Origin of the sequence: Bifidobacterium sp. CP2 (genome assembly GCF_018555635.1) — a bacterium.
GTDB lineage: Bacteria > Actinomycetota > Actinomycetes > Actinomycetales > Bifidobacteriaceae > Bifidobacterium > Bifidobacterium saguinibicoloris.
Map to the genome: position 1 here is coordinate 250,792 of NZ_JAFEJX010000001.1, position 19,525 is coordinate 270,316.

15 protein-coding genes and 1 tRNA gene are annotated in these 19,525 nt (G+C 68.3%); 6 read left to right on the plus strand and 10 right to left on the minus strand.

Annotated elements, in window-relative coordinates; all coding sequences use genetic code 11:
* Positions 1 to 257 precede the first annotated feature (257 nt).
* A complete protein-coding gene (gene rpoZ / locus JS531_RS00990) occupies positions 258 to 587 on the minus strand; it encodes a DNA-directed RNA polymerase subunit omega (RefSeq protein ID WP_214311364.1) in 330 nt (109 codons plus the stop codon).
* 222 nt (positions 588 to 809) lie between these two features.
* Here rpoZ and ilvD point away from each other — a divergent pair, with 222 nt between their 5' ends.
* From ilvD to JS531_RS01010, 4 genes are all read left to right on the plus strand, one after another.
* Positions 810 to 2,675 carry a dihydroxy-acid dehydratase gene (gene ilvD, locus JS531_RS00995; RefSeq protein WP_214311366.1) on the plus strand — a complete coding sequence of 622 codons (1,866 nt, stop codon included), beginning with the start codon at positions 810 to 812 and terminating at the stop codon, positions 2,673 to 2,675.
* Between the two features lie 247 nt (positions 2,676 to 2,922).
* On the plus strand, positions 2,923 to 3,705 hold the full coding sequence (locus JS531_RS01000) for an ABC transporter permease (RefSeq protein ID WP_214311368.1): 783 nt from the start codon (positions 2,923 to 2,925) through the stop codon (positions 3,703 to 3,705).
* Between the two features lie 221 nt (positions 3,706 to 3,926).
* On the plus strand, positions 3,927 to 4,988 hold the full coding sequence (locus JS531_RS01005; RefSeq protein WP_214311370.1) for an ABC transporter substrate-binding protein: 1,062 nt from the start codon (positions 3,927 to 3,929) through the stop codon (positions 4,986 to 4,988).
* A gap of 296 nt (positions 4,989 to 5,284) precedes the next feature.
* Positions 5,285 to 6,439, plus strand: a complete 1,155-nt coding sequence (locus tag JS531_RS01010; RefSeq protein ID WP_214311372.1) for a nucleoside hydrolase — start codon at positions 5,285 to 5,287, stop codon at positions 6,437 to 6,439.
* Between the two features lie 2 nt (positions 6,440 to 6,441).
* Here JS531_RS01010 and JS531_RS01015 read toward each other — a convergent pair whose 3' ends face one another.
* The 6 genes from JS531_RS01015 to JS531_RS01040 all read right to left on the minus strand — a co-directional run bounded on the left by JS531_RS01015 (position 6,442) and on the right by JS531_RS01040 (position 14,162).
* A complete protein-coding gene (locus JS531_RS01015) occupies positions 6,442 to 7,233 on the minus strand; it encodes an isoprenyl transferase (protein WP_214311374.1) in 792 nt (263 codons plus the stop codon).
* 5 nt (positions 7,234 to 7,238) lie between these two features.
* The gene (gene recO, locus JS531_RS01020; protein WP_214311381.1) at positions 7,239 to 7,964 is read right to left on the minus strand and encodes a DNA repair protein RecO; all 726 of its coding nucleotides are present in this window, start codon (positions 7,962 to 7,964) and stop codon (positions 7,239 to 7,241) included.
* 238 nt (positions 7,965 to 8,202) lie between these two features.
* Positions 8,203 to 10,032: an alpha/beta hydrolase gene (locus JS531_RS01025; protein ID WP_240541969.1), complete on the minus strand. Its 1,830-nt coding sequence runs from the start codon at positions 10,030 to 10,032 to the stop codon at positions 8,203 to 8,205.
* Positions 10,033 to 10,047: 15 nt separating this feature from the next.
* Entirely contained in the window at positions 10,048 to 11,271 is a 1,224-nt protein-coding gene (ispG, locus tag JS531_RS01030) for a flavodoxin-dependent (E)-4-hydroxy-3-methylbut-2-enyl-diphosphate synthase (protein WP_214311385.1), read from the minus strand.
* A gap of 78 nt (positions 11,272 to 11,349) precedes the next feature.
* Positions 11,350 to 12,531, minus strand: coding sequence for a 1-deoxy-D-xylulose-5-phosphate reductoisomerase (gene dxr / locus JS531_RS01035; RefSeq protein ID WP_214311652.1), 1,182 nt, complete (start codon positions 12,529 to 12,531; stop codon positions 11,350 to 11,352).
* Complete coding sequence (locus tag JS531_RS01040; RefSeq protein ID WP_214311387.1) at positions 12,531 to 14,162, minus strand: DivIVA domain-containing protein; 1,632 nt, start codon at positions 14,160 to 14,162, stop codon at positions 12,531 to 12,533. The genes dxr and JS531_RS01040 overlap by 1 nt, the downstream gene beginning before the upstream one ends.
* A 221-nt stretch (positions 14,163 to 14,383) precedes the next feature.
* On the opposite strand from JS531_RS01040, the gene JS531_RS01045 reads away from it, so the two are divergent.
* Positions 14,384 to 14,457 (plus strand) — tRNA-Val (locus JS531_RS01045).
* Positions 14,458 to 14,551: 94 nt separating this feature from the next.
* Here the strand turns inward: JS531_RS01045 and JS531_RS01050 are convergent.
* Entirely contained in the window at positions 14,552 to 14,968 is a 417-nt protein-coding gene (locus tag JS531_RS01050) for a DUF3052 domain-containing protein (RefSeq protein ID WP_214311389.1), read from the minus strand.
* 103 nt (positions 14,969 to 15,071) lie between these two features.
* Complete coding sequence (locus JS531_RS01055) at positions 15,072 to 15,944, minus strand: S16 family serine protease (RefSeq protein ID WP_240541970.1); 873 nt, start codon at positions 15,942 to 15,944, stop codon at positions 15,072 to 15,074.
* Positions 15,945 to 16,086: 142 nt separating this feature from the next.
* Here JS531_RS01055 and JS531_RS01060 point away from each other — a divergent pair, with 142 nt between their 5' ends.
* On the plus strand, positions 16,087 to 17,829 hold the full coding sequence (locus JS531_RS01060) for a zinc-dependent metalloprotease (protein WP_214311391.1): 1,743 nt from the start codon (positions 16,087 to 16,089) through the stop codon (positions 17,827 to 17,829).
* 82 nt (positions 17,830 to 17,911) lie between these two features.
* On the opposite strand, the gene JS531_RS01065 is transcribed toward JS531_RS01060, so the two are convergent.
* On the minus strand, positions 17,912 to 19,489 hold the full coding sequence (locus JS531_RS01065; RefSeq protein WP_214311393.1) for an ATP-dependent helicase: 1,578 nt from the start codon (positions 19,487 to 19,489) through the stop codon (positions 17,912 to 17,914).
* Positions 19,490 to 19,525: the final 36 nt, after the last annotated feature.

Below are 19,525 nucleotides of genomic sequence, written 5' to 3' on the forward strand. Positions count from 1 at the left end.
TTGTTGGGGACCGTACGGGCTTCGGACGCGCGTTGCCGCGCGCCTTGGACGCAGCCTCGCGGCTACGAAAAAGGCCCGTGCCAAGCCGTGCGCGCGAATCATAGCGTGCACGGCCGGCGCGAGCCTCAGGTCGTTCGCTCCTGCCGTCCAGTTCTACACGACACGCCGCCGTGGGGCAAGCGTGTGTCGGGAATCCTCCGGCGATTCCGGTGGGTCCGAAGGGTCCGGGGATTCGGGACGGCGTGTGCGTCGGAAGATCAGTTGCCTTCGCTCAGGTCGTCCTCGCCGAGGGTCTCCTCGAGCAGGCCCTCGTCGATCTCGCGGAAGGCGATGGACAGCGGCTTCTCGTTGTTCTGGTAGTCGACGAGCGGGCCGACGTTCTGCAGCAGGCCTTCGTTGAGCTGGGTGAAGTAGGAGTTGATCTGACGGGCGCGCTTGGCGGCGAAGATCGCCAGCGCGTACTTGGAGTCCGCATGCTCCATGAGATCGTCGATCGTCGGGCTGGCCAGACCGTCGGGGGTGGGGCTGGTGCCGAACTCCTCGTTGCCCTTGACCTCGGTGGTCTCGGTCTCGGTTTCTTCTGCCATATTCATGCTCCCAATCATGGAAAAACTATCTCAACCGCAACGAGTATAGCCATGCCCGGGGACCTGCCTGACCGGCCGGGGCCGCGGCGTGCAGAAGACATCCGGCTGTTGACCCGCCCGAGCCGCGCCCGGCGTGAACGTTACCAACGTAACATCCTCGTGAATTCCACATACTGACTCTTGACAAAACGCGTGTCCCGATTAGGGACTTGAATAGATGCCATGACTGAAATGCGATCTGCAAAACTCATGTCGGGCCGCGTCTTCGCAGGCGCCCGTGCCCTCTACCGCGCCGCCGGCGTCAGCGGGGAGGATATGGGCCGCAAGCCCATCATCGCCATCGCCAACTCCTTCGACGAGTTCCTCCCCGGCCACGTCCACCTCAACAAGGTCGGCCGCATCGTCTCCGAAGCCATCAAGGAAGCCGGTGGCATCCCCCGCGAGTTCAACACCATGGCCGTCGACGACGGCATCGCCATGGGACACACCGGCATGCTGTACTCCCTGCCCTCCCGCGACATCATCGCGGACACCGTCGAATACCAGTGCAACGCGCACTGCGCCGACGCCCTGATCTGCATCCCGAACTGCGACAAGGTCGTCCCCGGCATGCTCATGGCCGCGCTGCGCCTCAACATCCCGACCGTGTTCGTCTCCGGCGGCCCGATGGAGGCCGGCACCACGGTCCTCGCCGACGGCACCGTGAAGAAGAACACCGACCTCATCTCCGTGATGTACGCCTCCGCCGACGACAACGTCTCCGAGGAGGACCTGCTCAACTACGAGAAGACCGTCTGCCCGACCTGCGGCTCCTGCGCCGGCATGTTCACCGCCAACTCGATGAACTGCCTGACCGAGGCCATCGGCCTGGCTCTGCCCGGCAACGGCACGATCCTCGCCTCCCACTCCTACCGCAAAGACCTGTTCAAGCGCGCCGCGCAGCAGGTCGTCAAGATCGCGAACCAGTACTACCACGACTCCGACGACTCCGTGCTGCCGCGCTCCATCGCCACCAAGCACGCGTTCGAGAACGCGATGACCATGGACGTGGCCATGGGCGGCTCCACCAACACCGTGCTGCACATCCTCGCGATGGCCCAGTCCGCTGACGTGGACTTCACGCTCGACGACATCGAGCGCATCTCGCACACCGTGCCGTGCATCTGCAAGGCCAGCCCGTCCGGCAAGTGGGAGATCTCCGACGTGCACCGCGCCGGCGGCATCACCGGCATCCTCGGCGAGCTCGACCGCGCCGGCAAGCTACACAAGGACGTCCACTCCATCGACTACCCGTCGCTTGAGGCCAAGCTCGACGACTGGGACATCATGCGCCCCACCTGCACCGACGAGGCCAAGCAGATGTACAAGGCGGCCCCGGGCCACATCATCTCCCCGGAGCCGTGGACGCACACCACGCTGTTCGACACGCTCGACACCGACCGCGAGCACGGCGCCATCCACGACATCAACCACCCGGAGATCCACGAGGGCGGCCTCGCCGTGCTGCGCGGCAACCTCGCGCCCGACGGCTGCGTCGTCAAGACCGCCGGCGTGCCGCAGGAGATCTGGAAGTTCCGCGGACCCGCGCTGGTCGTCGAGTCCCAGGAGGAGGCCATCAAGGTCATCCTCGACGACACCCTGAAGCCGGGCATGGCGCTGGTCATCCGCTACGAGGGACCGAAGGGCGGCCCGGGCATGCAGGAGATGCTCTACCCGACCTCCTTCGTCAAGGGCAAGGGCATCGGCAAGCAGGTCGCCATGCTCACCGACGGCCGCTACTCCGGCGGCTCCTCGGGTCTCGCGATCGGCCACATCGCCCCCGAGGCCGCGAACAAGGGACCGATCGCCCTCATCAAGAACGGCGACATCATCAACATCGACATCGAGGCGCGTCAGGTGAACGTCGAGCTGACCGACGAGCAGCTCGCCGAACGCCGCGCCGAACTCGAGGCCGGCGACGGCTACGTGGCGCACCGCGACCGCAAGGTCAGCCAGGCCCTCAAGGCCTACGCCGCGTTCGCCCGCTCCGCCGACAAGGGCGCCACCCGCGATCCGGAGCTCATCAACAGGCTCTCCGGCCTCGCCTGATCGGCCCGTCGCCGTCGGTGCAGAATCCGATTCCGACGTCGGCATGACGGCGTAACGGCATGACGAACGCCCCGTGGAACGTATGTTCCACGGGGCGTTCCCGTATCGGTGGCCCCCGGTGCCCCTATACTGTGACGCGGCTAGAACATCCATGGCCGAAGACGCGCAGGCTCCTCACCTTACTGCTCCACGTCCCGGCCGCGAGCGCCCGCCCGCAGGCAGGCGCGGAAGGCAAGGTGAAATTCCCATGTCCCTCGCGAACCGTCTCAAGCGTCGCATCCCCACCGTCATCGCCGTCGTCCTGCTGTTCGTCGCATGGGAGGCGTGGGTACGGCTCGCCCACGTCCCATCCACGATGATCCCGGCGCCAAGCGAGATATTCCAGGCCACCCTCGAGGTGTGGGACACGCTGGGGCCGGCCGCCGCGGTCACCACGTACGAAGGCGTGGTGGGCTTCCTGTACGCAGTGCTGTTCGGCGTGCTCATCGGCATCGCCCTGTACTGCTCGCGCACGTTCAACGCGGCGTTCTACCCGCTGCTCGCGGCGGCGCAGACGATGCCGCTCATCTCCATCGCCCCGCTGTTCCTCATCTGGTTCGGGTTCGAGACGTCCGGCAAGATCGTCATCGTGGCGGTGTTCGGCCTGTTTCCGATCGCCGTGCAGACGGTGCGCGGCTTGGAGGCGGTGCCGTCGTTCTACTCCGACGTGGCGCTCACCTGCGGCGCGACGCGCGCGTGGACGCTGTGGCATGTGAAGCTGCGCGTGGCGGCGCGTCAGATCTACGGCGGCGTGCGCGTGTCCGCCGCATACATCTTCGCCACCGCCTCGACGGCCGAGTACCTGGGCGCGCGCAAGGGCCTGGGCATCTGGCTGCAGGCCGCGTACAACTCGTTCCGCACGCCGCTCATCTTCTCCGCCACGTTCACGATCATCATCATGACCTGCCTGCTCATGCTCGCCGTGAACGCGAGTGAACGTTTGCTGCTCGGCCCGGCCGGCGACGACGAGGATCCGGACGCGGACCAGTGACCTATCTCCGTGGACGCCCGGTAGCCGCATGCCCCTATAATGGCAACCGCCATGAGCCGACGTGTGGCAAACCGGCGGACCCCCTTTTCCTCATGACGTCCGGGGCCGTCGGGGGCGTCGGCCGGGCGGAACCCACGGCCCTCCCTATCGTTCTCTGCCGGTTCCGCCTGGGAGCAAGACACCCAGAGAACGATAGAGAGACAACGAACTAGGGATTCATCATGAAGCACAGCCTTGTGAACAAGGCGATCGCCCTCGTGGGCGCCGTCGCCATGGCCTTCGGCGTATCCGCGTGCGGCCAGGCCAACGACTCCTCCGATTCCTCGAACGGCCTCAAGAAGGTCACGTTCATGCTGTCCTGGGCGCCGGACACCAACCACATCGGCGTCTACGTGGCGAAGAACAAGGGCTGGTTCAAGGACCAGGGCTACGACGTGGACATCGTGGCCGTGGCCCAGGCCGGCGCCGAGCAGGCCGTGAACAACGGCGTGGCCGACTTCGCCCTGTCCAACCTCACCAACGTGGGCATGTACGCGCTCAAGGGCGCGAAGATCAAGCAGGTGCTGCAGGTCCAGCAGAAGCCGAGCGCCATCTGGTGCTCGCTCGCCTCGAACACGTCCATCAAGTCCCCGAAGGACTTCGACGGCAAGACGTTCGCCACGTTCGGCTCCAACGAGTCCGACGCGGTGATCCGCCGCATGATCCAGACCGACGGCGGCAAGGGCGAGTTCGACAAGGTCACCGTCGGCACCTCCACCTTCCAGACGATGGAATCCGGCAAGGCCGATTTCGGCGGCTTCTACGCCACCTGGGAGGGCGTGCAGGCCGAGATGTACGGTCCGAAGCTCAACTGCTTCACCGAACCGGACTACGGCGTGCCCGGCAACGCGGATTCGATCGGCGTGATCACCAGCGACAAGACCATCAAGGAGAACCCGGAGCTGGTGAGGAAGTTCACGCAGGCCACGCAGAAGGGCTACGAGTACGCGTACTCGCACCCGGACGACGCGGCGAAGATCCTCGTGGACGAGGCGAAGGACGCGAACCTCAAGCTCGACTTCGTCAAGAAGAGCATGCACACCATCGTCGACGGCCAGTACTGGGGCGATCCGGCGAAGATCAAGGACGGCTCGTTCGTGCTCGGCACCAACGACTTCACCGAACCGCAGAAGTACTTCGACTTCCTTGCCGAGGAGGACGCCTACACGGATTCCCACGACAAGGTGATCCACACGGCCCCGCAGACGAAGGACCTCGCCACCAACGAGTTCCTCGGCAAGTGATCCGGCGTCGACATGGCGCACGTGACGTGGCTTCCGCGTCGTCGTGCACGCCGTGTCGCGCGTCATCGTACGTTGTACCGTTCGATGCCGTCGTCCGACGGCATCGCCCGTCGCGTCGCGACCGTTTTCCAAACACCGCCCGCCGGCCATCCGCCGGCGGGCGGTTCCGCATCCGTCCCGTCGGTTCCACCCCACCGGTTCCGCCCACCACCGTCCCGTCGGTTCCACCCCCGTCGGTTCCGCCCATCGCCGCGAGTGTCCGATGAGACACCGCCCTGTCACATCAAGGAGACCATATGACCGCCCACTCCCCCGTCCGCGTCGTCGCCTGCGTGGACACCGGCGTCGACGACGCGCTGGCTCTGGCGTACCTGCTGGTCTCGCCCGACGAATGCGACCTGATCGGCGTGGTCGCCGGCTATGGCAACGTGGACGAGCCGACCGCCTTCGCCAACACGCGTCTGGCGCTCGACCTGTTCGGCCGCCCCGACATCCCCGTGCTCCACGGGGCCACGCATCCCTCGTGGGCGGACGCCTTCATTCCGGACGCCGGATGCGCGCAGTTCCACGGCGTCGACGGTCTGGGCGGACTGAGCGGCCGGACCGTAGCATCGCCCGATACGACGACGGTCGTCGCCGCGCGCGGCGACGACGCATCGCACCTCCACTCCCCCGTCGTGTCGGTCGGCGGCTACCGCACGGACGATCCGCACGCGAACCCGGCCGTACCGGTCACGCACGGTCACTCCCCCATCGTCGCCGGCACGCCGGACGCACACGAGGGGCAGCATGACGACGGCGTCGGCTTCCTCATCGACGAGGTGCAGTGCCACGGCCGAGACGTCACCATCCTCGCCACCGGACCGCTCACCGACGTGGACGCGGCCATCACCCGCGCGCCGGACATCGCGCCGAAACTCAGGCTCGTGATGATGGGCGGCACACTCACCCAACCGGGCAACTGCTGGGACGCGGTCGCCGAAACGAACGTCATCCAGGATCCGGAGGCCGCGGACCGCGTGTTCCACGCGGGCGCGGACGTGACGATGATCGGCCTCGACGTGACGCACCGGTGCCTGCTGCCGCAATCGGCCGCCGAACGGTGGCGCGCCGCCGGCACGGAGCGCGGACGGTTCCTCGCCGGACTCGCCGAATTCTCCATCGCCGCGAATCTCAAGGCGGATCCGGCGATCTTCGCCGGCGGCATGCCGCTGCACGACCCGCTCGCGGCGGCCGTCGCCCTCGACCCCACGCTCGTGACGTGCGTCGACGTCGCGATGCGCGCCGAAACCGCGACCGGCGACTTCACCGGCGTACGCGGCCGCACCACGGGCGACCCGATGGGCCTCGTCACACCGGACGCGCCGCGCACGCACGTCGCGCTCGGCGTCGACGCACCCCGCTTCGTGGACGGGTTCACCGACCGGCTCGCCGCGCTGTGCGGCGTCTGACGCTACTTCTTCACGCCGCCGAAGCGACGGTCGCGGTGGATGTAGTGGTCGATGGAGCGCCACAACACGTCGCGGCCGCAGTCGGGGAACAGCTCGGGCACGAAATCGAGCTCCGCGTAGGCGGCCTGCCACGGCAGGAAGTTGGAGGTGCGCTGCTCGCCGGACGTGCGGATCACCAGATCGCAGTCGGGCACGTCGGGCAGGTAGAGGTGGTCGGCGATCATCTTCTCGGTGACGCGGTCGCCGCTGATTCTGCCGTCGCGCACCTCGCGCGCGATGGCGGCGCAGGCGTCGGCGATCTCGGCGCGCCCGCCGTAGTTGATGCAGAACACCACGTCGATGACCTTGTTATGCTTCGTGCGCTCCTGCGCCACCTCGAGCTCGTCGATGACCGACTTCCACAGCTTCGGGCGACGGCCGGACCAGCGCACGCGCACGCCCCACTCGTCCATCTGCGCCACGCGGCGGTGGATGATCTCACGCGAGAAGCCCATGAGGAAGCGCACCTCCTGCGGGCTGCGCTTCCAGTTCTCCGTGGAGAACGTGTACAGGCTCAGGTAGCGCACGCCGGCCTCGATGGCGCCGGCGATTGTGTCGAAGACGACCGGTTCGGCCGCCTGATGGCCGTTGGTGCGGATCATGCCGCGCTGCTTGGCCCAACGTCCGTTGCCGTCCATGATGACGCCGACATGGCGCGGCACCTTGTCCTTGGGGAAATCGGGGATGCGCGAGGGGTCGGAGAACGGTGCGGCGGGGATGTCCAGCGAAGTATAGTCGACGTTTTCGAAAGCCATGGTTGTCAATCTAGCAGCCTCATGGAACGTAGCGGACGCTCCAGGTAGTACTCGGCCCAATCCTCCACGAGACGCACGGTCTCCGGCATGAGATCATGGCCGTCGAGCACGGGCCAGTCGCCCTCGACGAGCGCCCTGAGCTGCGTGACCGCGACGGCCGGCACGCGACGTGATTCGGGCGTGTGGTCCCTGGCGCACATGAGGCCGCCGGCGGGGATGGAAAAGAACACGTCGCCCGCATCCCATCGACCGCCGCACACCACGCAGCTGGTGAGCCGCGGCTCCCAGCCGGCGATGGCGAGCGCGCGCATCACGTACGAGCCGGAGATGTGCGCGGGCGCGTGGGCGTGCCTGGCGAGCGCGTTGAGCGCGCCGATGAGCAGCCGGTACTGCGCGACAGTACGTTCGTTCTCGGCCGTGACGAGTTTGTCCGAGGTCTCGACAATGACGTTCGCCGCGGTGTACGCGTCGTAGTCGGCGGTGATGGGCCCGGCGTACGCGGCGATCGAGTCCGCCTGGGAGACGACGTCGAGCGAATGCCCGGTGGCGATGAGCAGGTCGGCGCGCATGAACGGTTCGAGGCGCGCGCCGAACCGCGATTTGGTGCGTCGCACGCCTTTGGCGACGGCACGCACCTTGCCGTGGGCCTTGGTCAACAGGGTGATGATGCGGTCGGCCTCGCCGAGCTTGGCGGTACGCAGCACCACGCCTTCGTCTCTGTAGAGGGGCATGGGACCATACTACGGCCGTGCCGCGGCCCACCGCACGGCCTGCCAAACATCCGTTCCTATAGAATCGGACGTTCCCGGAACCAAAGCAGACCCATACGCATTCGTTCCTATAGAATCGGACGTTCCCGGAACCAAAGCAGACCCATACGCATTCGTTCCTATAGAATCGGACGCTTCTCCATCTCACACGGCCTGCCAAACATCCGTTCCTATAGAATCGGACGTCGCGCGCACGGGCTCAGTAGATGAACAGCCCCCAGAACGCGAAGAAGAACAGGACGTGGAGCATGGACACGGCGGTGAGCCAGAACAGCACGCGTCCGAAGCGCGTGGCGGCGAGCACGGGCTCCGCGCCGGTCACCACGCCGCGGATGGAGCCGGGGCGCGGCGGCCAGGCCAGCATGCCGCGTTCCACGGCCACTTCGATGAGCCGGGCGAACACGCGCGACCACGCCCAGACCACGAGCGTGCTCACCACCTGGATGACGGGCCAGCTCCACCACATCACGCCGGGCTGTTCGGCGGGCGCGGCGCCCCAGGCGAGCCTGACCACGCCCATGACCACCTGTCCGAGTCCCGCGGCGAACAGGAGCAGCGTGGCCATGGTGGTGACGGCCAGCGTGATGAGCGCGTTGCCGAACCCGTTGCGGAAACCCAGCCCCGGATAGGGCACGCCACGGTTGGCGCGGCATAGACGGAACCGGATGCGGCGTCCCAGCGCGGCCAACCATGCCACGGCGGTGGCGACGAGCAGGAGGATGGTGCCCGCGTGCAGGATGGCGCCGTACACGGTGAGCGAGCGCCGGGGCTGGAGGTCATTGGGCACGACGATGGACTGGTAGATGGTGTCGCCGGCCACGCGTTCGCTGGTCTGTCGTCTCCCCGCGGCCACGCCCGAGGTCCAGGAGACCACGTCGTCCACGTACGCGTCCGCGAACCGGGTGCCGCTTTCCGCCTCGTCGCCGAGTCTGAGCACATGGTTGGCCACCGGATAGCTGCGGACGGTCACGTCCCAATTGCCGGCCTTGTGGGCTTCGCGCAGGATGCGTTCGACGCCTTCGACCTGCGCGGTCATCACGTCCTTGGATCCGTACGCCACGAGCGTGGGAATCGCGTAGGCGGACGATTCGGGCAGGTCCAGGTCGAAGTTGTCGAGGCCGAAGAACGCGGTGTCGGCGTTGAACACGCGGCGCACGATGGACTGATAGCCGTCGTTGGCGCCGACGAGCGCGAAGTCCTGCGAGATGAAGAAGCCGAGCGAGCGCCGCGGGGTGAACACCATGGGGCTGAGGAGCACCTGGAACGCCACGTCGTGGTCTTCGGCGAGCAGGTATTGGCTGATCCATGTGGATTCGCTGGTGGCGTAGATGCCGATCTTGGCGGCGTCGACGTCCGCGCGTTTCCTGAGCATGCGGATGGCCGCGTCGTAGGCCCGCGCGGAGGCGGGATAGTCGCGGTTCACGTCGGTGGTGTCCCAGACGGGCTTGTCGATGACGGCGGTGACGAAGCCCGCGGAGGCGAGCGTTTCGGCCATGTCGCCGAACGAGTTGTAGGCGGTGCCGAAGCCGGCGCCGTGCATGAACAGGATGGCGGGCCGGGTGCCGGACGCGCCGGCCGGCCGGCGGACGAGCATGGTGATGGTCTGCGTGGCGTCCTCGCCTTCGCCCTGCACCTGCCATGTGGAGTCCGATTCGGGGTCGACGGGCTGTTCCACGGCCTTGCCGACCTGTGTGCCGTCGCGTGCGATGGTCAGCGCGTACGATTCCTCCTCCACCTGGTAGAGGCCGGATTCACCGCCGGACGCGTCCGTCTCGCCGCCGCCGTCACCTTCGGCCCGGAAGGTGACGGCGGTGTTCCTGCTGAGGGTCGCGATGGTCTGTCCGGTGGGTTCGTTGTCCCACGGCACGGTGGTGAGGTTGGAGACGGAGACGAGCAGTCCGATGAGGATGATGAAGATGGGCAGGCTCACCGAGAGTCTGCGCCCGTTCGACCATGGGGCCGTCCGGGCGTTCCCGCCGCGGTCCGTCCGCCTTCCGGTCGCTTCCTTCCGCCCCCGTACGTCCGCCATGCCGCAGGCCGCCGTTCAGCGTCCGGGATGCTGGATGGGCACGACCACCGGTCCGGTGGAGCCTTCGGGCACCTTGCCCTCCGATTCCATCTGCGCGGCGATGTCGTTGGCGATGGTCAGCAGCGTCTCGACGATCTGGTCCTCGGGCACGGTCTTGATGACCTTGCCCTTGATGAAGATCTGGCCCTTGCCGTTGCCGGAGGCGACGCCGAGGTCGGCTTCGCGCGCCTCGCCCGGGCCGTTGACGATGCAGCCCATGACGGCCACGCGGATCGGCGCGGTGATGTCCTTGAGGCCTTCGGTGACGGCGGAGGCGAGCTGGATGACGTCCACCTGCGCGCGGCCGCAGCTCGGGCAGGAGATGATGTCGAACTTGCGCGGGCGCAGGCCCATGTATTCGAGCAGCTTGCAGCCGACCTTCACCTCTTCGACGGGCGGCGCGGACAGGGACACGCGGATCGTGTCGCCGATGCCTTCGGCGAGGAGCGCGCCGAACGCGAGGCACGACTTGATGGTGCCCTGCCATTGCGGGCCGGCCTCGGTGACGCCGAGGTGGAGCGGCCAGTCGCCCTTGGAGGCGAGCAGACGGTAGGTCTGCACCATGGTGATGACGTCGTGGTGCTTGACGGAGATCTTGAAGTCGTGGAAGCCGACGTCCTCGAACATGCGGGCCTCCTTGAGCGCGGAGGCGACGAGGGCCTCCGGGGTGGGACCGCCGTACTTGGCGTACAGCTCCTTGTCGAGCGAGCCGGCGTTGACGCCGATGCGCAGTGAAATGCCCGCATCGGTGGCGGCCTTGCAGATGTCGGGGCCGACCTGGTCGAACTTGCGGATGTTGCCCGGGTTGACGCGTACGGCCGCGCAACCGGCGTCGATGGCCTGGAACACGTACTTCGACTGGAAGTGGATGTCGGCGATGACCGGGATCGGCGACTTGCGGCAGATCTCCGGCAGCGCGTCGGCGTCGTCCTGGCTCGGCACGGCGACTCGCACGATGTCGCAGCCGGCGGCGGTGAGCTCGGCGATCTGCTGGAGCGTGGCGGGCACGTCGGCGGTGAGCGTGTTGGTCATCGACTGCACGGAGATGGGCGCGCCGCCTCCGACCGGCACCGGCCCCACCATGATGCGGCGCGACTTGCGACGCGGGTGCAGCGGCGATTCGCTGGTCAGCTCGACGGGGTCGCCGGTCTTGCGGAAGGGCTTTGCGGACGGGGTTTCAATGCTCAACGATGTCACCATTCCTCGGGTATCCGTGGGATTACATGCGTGCTCCCGCTGACGGGGACGCCGTCAGCGGGAGCACCGGAACATAATGCGCTACTGCCTGTCTATCAGTTCGTCGGCCTTGCGGCGGGCCTCGAGCTCGAGTCGCTCCATTTCCTCCACGTCACGGAACAGCGGGTCGCCGCGCAGTTCGGCGTCCATGTCGTCGAGCACGGCCTTGACCGTGTCCACGATGCCGAGGTACGGCAGGCGATGGTCGAGGAACGCGTGCACGGCCTGCTCGTTGGCGGCGTTGAGGACGGCCGTGTGCTTCTCCGAGGCGGCAAGGCATTGGCGTGCGAGGGAGACGGCGGGGAACGCCTCGTCGTCGAGCGGCTCGAACGTCCATTCGGAGGCCTTCGTCCAGTCGCATGCGGCGGCCACGTCGCTCATGCGGTCCGGCGCGGACAGGCCCAACGCGATGGGCAGGCGCATGTCCGGCGGCGAGGCCTGGGCGATGGTGGCGCCGTCGACGAATTCGACCATCGAATGGACGATGGACTGCGGGTGGACGGTCACGGCGATGCGTTCGGGCGGCACGTCGAACAGGCGGGACGCCTCGATGACCTCGAGACCCTTGTTCATCAGGGTGGACGAGTTGATGGTGACGACCGGGCCCATGTTCCACGTGGGGTGGTTCAGCGCCTGTTCGGGCGTGATGTGGGTCATCTGTTCGCGCTTCATGCCGCGGAATGGTCCGCCGGAGGCGGTGACGACGAGACGTGCGACCTCGGCGTGGGTGCCGGAACGCAGCGACTGCCAGATGGCGGAATGCTCGGAGTCGACCGGGTTGATCTGGTCCTCGCGCACGCGCGCGCCGAACAGGAGGTGGCCGCCGGCCACGACGGATTCCTTGTTGGCGAGGGCGAGCTGGGATCCGGCCTTCAGCGCGGCGATCGAGGGTTCGAGGCCGATGGAGCCGGTGATGCCGTTGAGCACCACGGAGGCGCCGGAGCCGGCCATGGCGACGACCGCGTCGGGGCCGGCCTGGATCTGCGTGTAGGGGGCGCCGGCCTGGTCGAGCGCCTCGCGCAGCGCCTTGGCTTTGGAGGCGTCGTAGACCGCGACCTGCGGGACGCGGAACCGCGCGGCCTGCTGCGCGAGCAGGTCGATGTGGGAGCCGCCCGCCGCAAGTCCGGTGACGGTGAACCGTTCGGGATGACGGGAGATGACGTCAAGCCCCTGCGTGCCGATGGAACCGGTGGAGCCGAGGATGACGACGGTGTTGCTGTGGATCACTGCTGCTTCTTTTCGTTGGCGTTGGCGTTGCCGAGAGTGAGTGTGGGGAACGACAGGTCCGGAATCTCCAGGTCGTTGCTGGTGGTGGACAGCAGCGAGAACGGGGCGTCCGTGTGCGCGGCGTGGGCCGCGTGACGGGTCTGCGTCCCCGCGGACGGCGTGGAGGGGGCCGGCGCGGCAGCGGAGGTGACCGTGGACGTCGGCGCGGCCGTAGGGGTGGACGGGACGTCGGACGTCGGCAGGCTCCAGGACGGGGAGACGGACGGCGTCGTGGCCGGCGTCACGGACGGCGAGGCGACGGGGGCCGGCGAGAACGGCGTGTCGGCCGCCTTCGGCGCCTCGTACGCGGGGAACGCCGGCGCGGGCGTCACCGGCGCTGGCGTCACGGTCGGGACGGCGGCGCGGGACAGCGCGGCGAGCGAGGAATCGGAGGCCGGGGCCGCCGCCGACACGTCGATGGACGTGGTCGGCATGACGGACGGTGCAGGCATGGAAGGAGCCGGCGCGGACGTCACCGGAATGGGCGTCACGGAGACCGGCCTCGTCGCGGACGCCGTGGGCGTGAACGACGGCGGGACCGCGGCCGGGGCCGTCGCGGAAGGCTGGACGGACGGGGTCGCCGCCGTCGGAGCGGGCGTGGACGCCGGGACGGGCGATGCGGGCGCCGACGCGAAGGACGGCACGTCGCCCGGCTTCGGCAGGAACGACGGCGTGGCGGAGGCGGCCGGCTGGACCGACACCGCGGGCTGGACCGACACCGCCGGCGAGGGCGTCTGCGCGGCGGGCGCGGAGAACAGGTGCTGCTCGGCCTGGCTCAGCGCATCGAAGCTTTCGGAGGAGGCCGCCTGGCCGAAGCCCTGGGACGGCTCCTGGACGGGGGCGGCGGGACGCGGGGTCGACGCGGGGAACAGCGGGGCGACGCCGTCGGCGTTCCGCGCCGGCTCCTCGGCCTTCGCAGCAGAGGCAGGCGCGGCATCCGCGTCGAGCGTGCCGTCCGCGTTGAGATAGTCGGCGATGCGTTCGAACGATTCGAGACGGCTGAGCAGTTCCACGCACGAGTTCAGGAAATAGTCGACCTGGCGCTCGTCGTACCCCTTCTTGCCCTTGCGCTGCGTGAACACGGCGTTGGCCACGTACTCGGCCGTGACGTTCTCCAGACCCTTCACGTCCTTGCGGGAGACGCCGTCGAGGTCGAGGTCGGCGGCGCACTTGTCGACGATCTGGTCGGTGAGCTTGTCGACCTGCTTGCGGTCGTAGGAGGGGACGCGCGGCTTGCCGGAGCCGAAGCGCTCGCCCGCGCCGCGGTCGGCGTGACGCGCGATCTCGCGGTACAGCTCCTCGGTCTGCGCCTTCCACGCCACGCGGCCGTGCTGGGAGATCTCCCACGTGGTCTGCTTGTCGACCACGGCGCGTTCGAGCCGGGCGAGCGCCGCGTCGACCTGCGCGATGACGTATCCGCCGCGCGTCAGGTCGAAGGAGACGTTCTGGATGTCCCGCTGGGTCAGCTGTGCGCCCTCGCTGTCGTACAGGGCGTGCGCGCGTTCGAGAAACGCGTCGACCTGGGCGGGGTCGTATCCCCACTTGCGCTTGCCCGCCTTGGGAATTCCGGCTTCGGATTGCTGCGCCATGGGCTATCAACCTCCTAGAGGAACAAACGGTACTGTGAGCCACCTTACGTGACCGATGCGACGCAATGGTGACATGGGACTGCGAAAACCCGGGAAAAGCAGGCCTGATTCCCCACCCGGCACACCGGAACCACTGATTTTCACATAATGCACATATAAGAGAGTGCCGGACATCCTCCGTTTGCCTTCACGGCGGTGCCTGCGCTATGGTGTTCCCTTGCGGGCGATTAGCTCAGTCGGCTAGAGCGCCACCTTTACACGGTGGATGTCGGGGGTTCGAGCCCCTCATCGCCCACGGACGCCCATCGGCGCGCAATGGAAAAGGCTTGGAACCCTCACGTGGTTCCAAGCCTTTCGTCGTTCTTGGCCGTTCGATTCCGCCTCGGCCGTCAGCGTCCCTTGCCGTAGGCGCGCAGGTGGATGCCGTTCCAATCGGGGCTCACGGTGATCGGCGTGGCTGCGTTCATACCGGCGGTCTTCGCCGCGGACTGCACGGTGCTGGAGCTGGCGGCGCCCGGACGTCCCGGCTTGGGGGTGAGCACCCACAGCGGGCCGTCGTCGCCGACCACCGCATACGCGTCGACGATCGTGTCGGACAGCTCGTCCTCGTCGTCGCCGTCACGCCACCACAGAATCACGCCGTCCACGGCGGAGTCGTAATCCTCGTCGACGAGGTCCTCGCCGGTGAGATCCTCGATCTTCTCTCGGATCGAATCGTCCACGTCGTCATCCCACAGCCATTCCTGCACGATGTCTCCGGGCTTAAAGCCAAATTCCTCAGCGTTCTGCGATGCGGTTTGATTCACAGGACAACACCATACCAACACACGACGAACACACGCGTTAACACACGATGAATAGTGAGACGTCGCGTTGGGCGGCGCGGGAAACCGGCCGGACGGGAGCGTATCAGGCCGTGCAGTGCGGCAGGTCCGCGCCCTTCCCCTTGCCGATGGCGACGAGCGCCTCGTACGCCTCGTCGATGGTCGAGACCTTCACGTCGCGCAGTCCCGCGGGCACGTGGCCCACGACCTCGTCGCAGTTCGAGGCGGGCGCGAGGAACCAGGTGGCGCCGTCGCGTTTCGCACCGCGCATCTTGAGCCGGATGCCTCCGATGGCCCCGACCTTGCCGGACGCGCTGATGGTGCCGGTGCCGGCGATGGTTTTGCCGCCGGTCTCGTCCTCGGGCGTGAGCTTGTCGATGAGGCCGAGCGTGTACATCATGCCGGCGGACGGGCCGCCGATGTCGTCCACGTGCATCGTCACGTCGAGCTTCGCGAGCGCGGACCCGTCGAACCCCTGGGATTTCAGGAACCGTTTGGCGGCCTTGACGGCCTTCTCCTGCGAGGAGGACATCTCCTTGCTCGTCTCCTCGCGGTATTCGCCGGTGGTCTGCCCGGGGGCCACCACGGCCTCGCGCGGCATGACGGTCCGCGCGGGGTCGAGCAGCGCCCAGACCACCTCCGCGTTGGTCACCGGATAGCCGGGGACGCCGTTGGCGGAGACGGTGACGAGCAGCAACCTGCCGGAGTCCTTGTGCGTGGCCGCCCCGGAGACGTCGATGACGTGCTCGGTCCCGCCGTCCACATCCACGGTGCCGAGCACGTCGCGCGTGGGGCCGGGCCATTCGGTGGAGTAGGCGCTCGGCAGGCAGAGCGTGACCACGCACAACACTACGGCGCACGCGCCGGCGAGATACCGCGGCGAACGGGCGCGCAGGTAGCGCGTCACGGCCGCCCCGAGGCCGTCGAGGCGCGCGCGGACCGGTTCGAGAATCGACATACCGGGCATCATACCAGCGCACGCTTTGCGCGAAACGGGAGCCTCCCCTCCTAAGATGGGAGCAACAAGATGGGAGCGACCGGACGGGGAGCGACCGTCACGCCGGGACTCCCGCGGGGTTCCGCTACAGAGAGGCACGAACATGGACGACAACGCTATCCACGAGTGGCTGATCAAATGCTTCGGCCCGGTACAGGGCGAGCTCGCCTGGCAGCAGATCTCGCAGCTGCCGGATTCGATTCGCGAGCAGCTCATGAGCCAGGATCCGAGCACGCTGCCGAATCCGGCGGAGGTGCAGCAGATGATGGCCGCGTTCACCGCCGGCGGGCTCAACACGATGGGCGACATGCGCCAGGTGGTGGAGGATGGCCCCATCAACGTGAAGCTCGCGAAGTCGCTGGCGCTGCAGCAGGCGAACGCGGACGGCTCGTGGCCCTCGGTCTCCGCGCAGGAGGGCGCGAAGGTGCGCCGCGCGATGAGCGAGGCGAACCTGTGGCTGGACACCGCGTGCGCGTTCGATCCGGCGCCGGGCGAGCCGAAGGCGCTCACCCGCGCCGGCTGGGTGGAGGACACGTTGGACGCGTGGGCGAAGTTCGCCGCGCCGGTGGCGGCCTCGATGGGCGAGGCCCTGTCCTCGGTGCTGTCCGAGCGGCTCGGCGGCGCGTTCGACGGCGAGGTCGCGGGCATGTTCGCCGGTCCGGTGCCGATTCCGATCCCGGACGGCATGAAGGATCCGAAGCAGCTGCTCAAGCTGCTCGGCAACACGTCGTTCGCGATGCAGCTGGGGCATGCGGCGGGCTCGCTCAGCCGCGAGGTGCACGGCGGCTTCGACCAGGGCATCGCGCTGTCGTCCAGTCCGGCGGGCGCGCTGGTGGCGCAGAACGTGGAGGAGTACGCGAGGCAGCTGAACGCCGACGTGTTCGGCGTGAACGGCAAGGACGCGGATGATGCGGACGCGTCGGAGTCCGGTTCCGGCAATCCGATCGGCTTCACGTCGGCGAAGGCGCCGTCCGACGGCGTTCCGTCCGGTTCGACGGACGCGTCCGATGACGTTCCGTCCAACGCCGACGACGCGCAGGTCAAGGCGCTGTTCGAGGATTTCGCCCGTCCCGATCCGATTCCGGCCGACGAGGTGATGGCGTTCCTCGCGTTGCGCGAGGTGGCGCACGCGCGTCTCTATTCGGCCGTGCCGTGGCTCATGCCCCGCTTCGAGGCGTTGATCGGCAAGTATGCGCGCGGCATCTCCATCGACTTGGATGCAATGGAGGAGCAGCTGCGTGACGCTGGCGCGCTCGACCCGGATTCGATCTCCGGTGCCGTGAACCTCACCAAGGTGGGCATTCCGGACACGCCGGAGCAGAAGGAGGCGCTCGCGGCGCTCGAATCGCTGCTCGCCATGGTCGAGGGCTGGGTGGATTGCGTGGTGTGGCGCGCCGGCATGGCCCACATCCCGCACATCGAGCAGCTGCGTGAGATGATCCGCCGCGAGCGCGCGGTGGGAGGCCCGGCGGAACGCACCTTCGAAAGCCTGTTGGGTCTGGAGCTGCGGCCGAAGCGCATGCGCGAGGCGGCGAACCTGTGGGAGATGACCACCACGGCGGAGGGCGTGGACGCCCGCGACGCGAAGTGGTCGCATCCGGACCTGCTGCCGGTGCTCGCCGAGGACGGGGCCGGTGCGCAGGGCGGCGCGAACCAGGCGCATCCCGCCGGGGGCTCCCCCGCCGCGGGTTCCGCGGCCGGCGCCGCGTCCGACGGCACCGATTGGGATGCGGAATTGTCCAAGCTGCTCGGTGAGGACGGCGGCGCCTCCGATGCGTCCGACGACGCGTCCGGTGACGGCACCGACGGCGACGCCCCGGACGACGGCGCGAAGTCCGGGAACTGACCCGGGTTCCCGCGCGGGATGGACAGGCGCGGAGTGCGCATGACCACGGCGTCGGACGCGATGCGTCCGACGCCGTCCTGTTTCAGCTCAGAAAACGGCTGAGCCTGCGCTGCTGCGGCCCCGAGCCGTCCTTGGATCTGGCGTAGGACATGTGCAGCGTGTCCTCGGCACGCGTGACGGCCACGTACATGAGCCGCCGCTCCTCCTCCAGCGCGTCGCCGGGGGCCGGCGAGCCATAGGGCATGAGGCCCTCCGAGCATCCGATGACGAACACGTGCTTGAATTCGAGGCCCTTCGAGGCGTGCACGGTGGAGACGGTGACGCGGCCCAGCTTCGCCATGACGGCCCTGAGGTCGCCGTCCGCATGACCCGGGGCGCCGGCGGCACCGCCGGCCGCGCGCCGCGCCTCGTCGCGTTCGCGCAGCGTCTGCGCCATGGCCACGCGCTGCGCGGCGTCCAGGTCGGCCACGGGGGTCGGCCCCGCTCCGCCCGAGTCCCTGCGCACCCGGTATCCGATGCCGACGCGCGAGAGCGCGGCGCAGCAGACGGCCTGCTGTGCGTTGATGCGGGTGAGGATCGCACAGTCCGAGGGGTTCACGCCAGAGGAGACGAGCCGCGCGATGCGCGCCGCCACGCCGCGGGCCTCGTCAAGGTCGGTCTCGTAGACGGTGCGTTCGACGCGCCGTCCGCCGTCCCGGCCGGAGGAGAGCCGAAGGTATTCGTGACGGACCGGCGAGGCGGCGAGCACGCGGTTCGCGTAGGAGACAATCTGCGGCGTGGAACGGTAGTCGGTGTTCAGGGAGATGTCCGCCGCGAGCGGCGCGAACTCGTCGGCGAAGGCGAGCAGGTCGTAGCTGGACGCGCCGGCGAACGAGTAGATGGTCTGCGCCGGGTCCCCCACCACGCACACGTTGCGGTTGTCCCCCAGCCACAGGCGCATGAGCCGGTGCTGCAGCGGCGAGACGTCCTGGTATTCGTCCACGGTGAGCCAGCCGATGGACCGGCGGATCGGCTCGGTCTCCTCACCGAACTCCTCGAACACGTGGCAGGCCATGAGCAGGATGTCGTCGAAGTCCATCTCGCCGCGCACGGTCTTCTCCCGCTCGTACGCGTCGTATACGTCGGCGAACCGCTCGGGCTCGAGCCCTGCGGGACGGCACCGTCCGGTCACGGCCGCCACGCGTTCCACCTGGTCCGGCGCGACCAGGGAGATCTTCGCCCAGTTGATCTCGTCGCGCACGGCGCGCACGCTCACGTCGTCCTCGTCCAACGTGGGGTCGACGCGGCGCATGGCGCGGGCGGTGACGTCGCGGGGGTCCTCCGCCAATCGGGGGAACGGCGCCTCGCAGACGTGCGTCCACACGCGGCGCAGCTGGGAGAGCGCCGCCGCGTGGAAGGTGGCGGCGCGCACCCGGTCGCCCACGCCGAGGCCGCCCAGCCGCACGCGCATCTCGGCGGCGGCCTTGACGGAGAAGGTGACGGCGAGCACGCGTTCCGGATCCCATGCGCCGCTGGCGCAGGCGTGGGCGATGCGCCGCGTCACCGTGCGCGTCTTGCCGGCGCCGGCGCCGGCGATGATGCGCACCGGCCCCTCCAACGCCGTGGCGGCGGCCAGCTGCGCCTCGTCCAATCCCTCCAATGCCACATCCATGGCTCTCATTGTGGCAACCGGCATGGCCACATGGCGGGTCCGCCC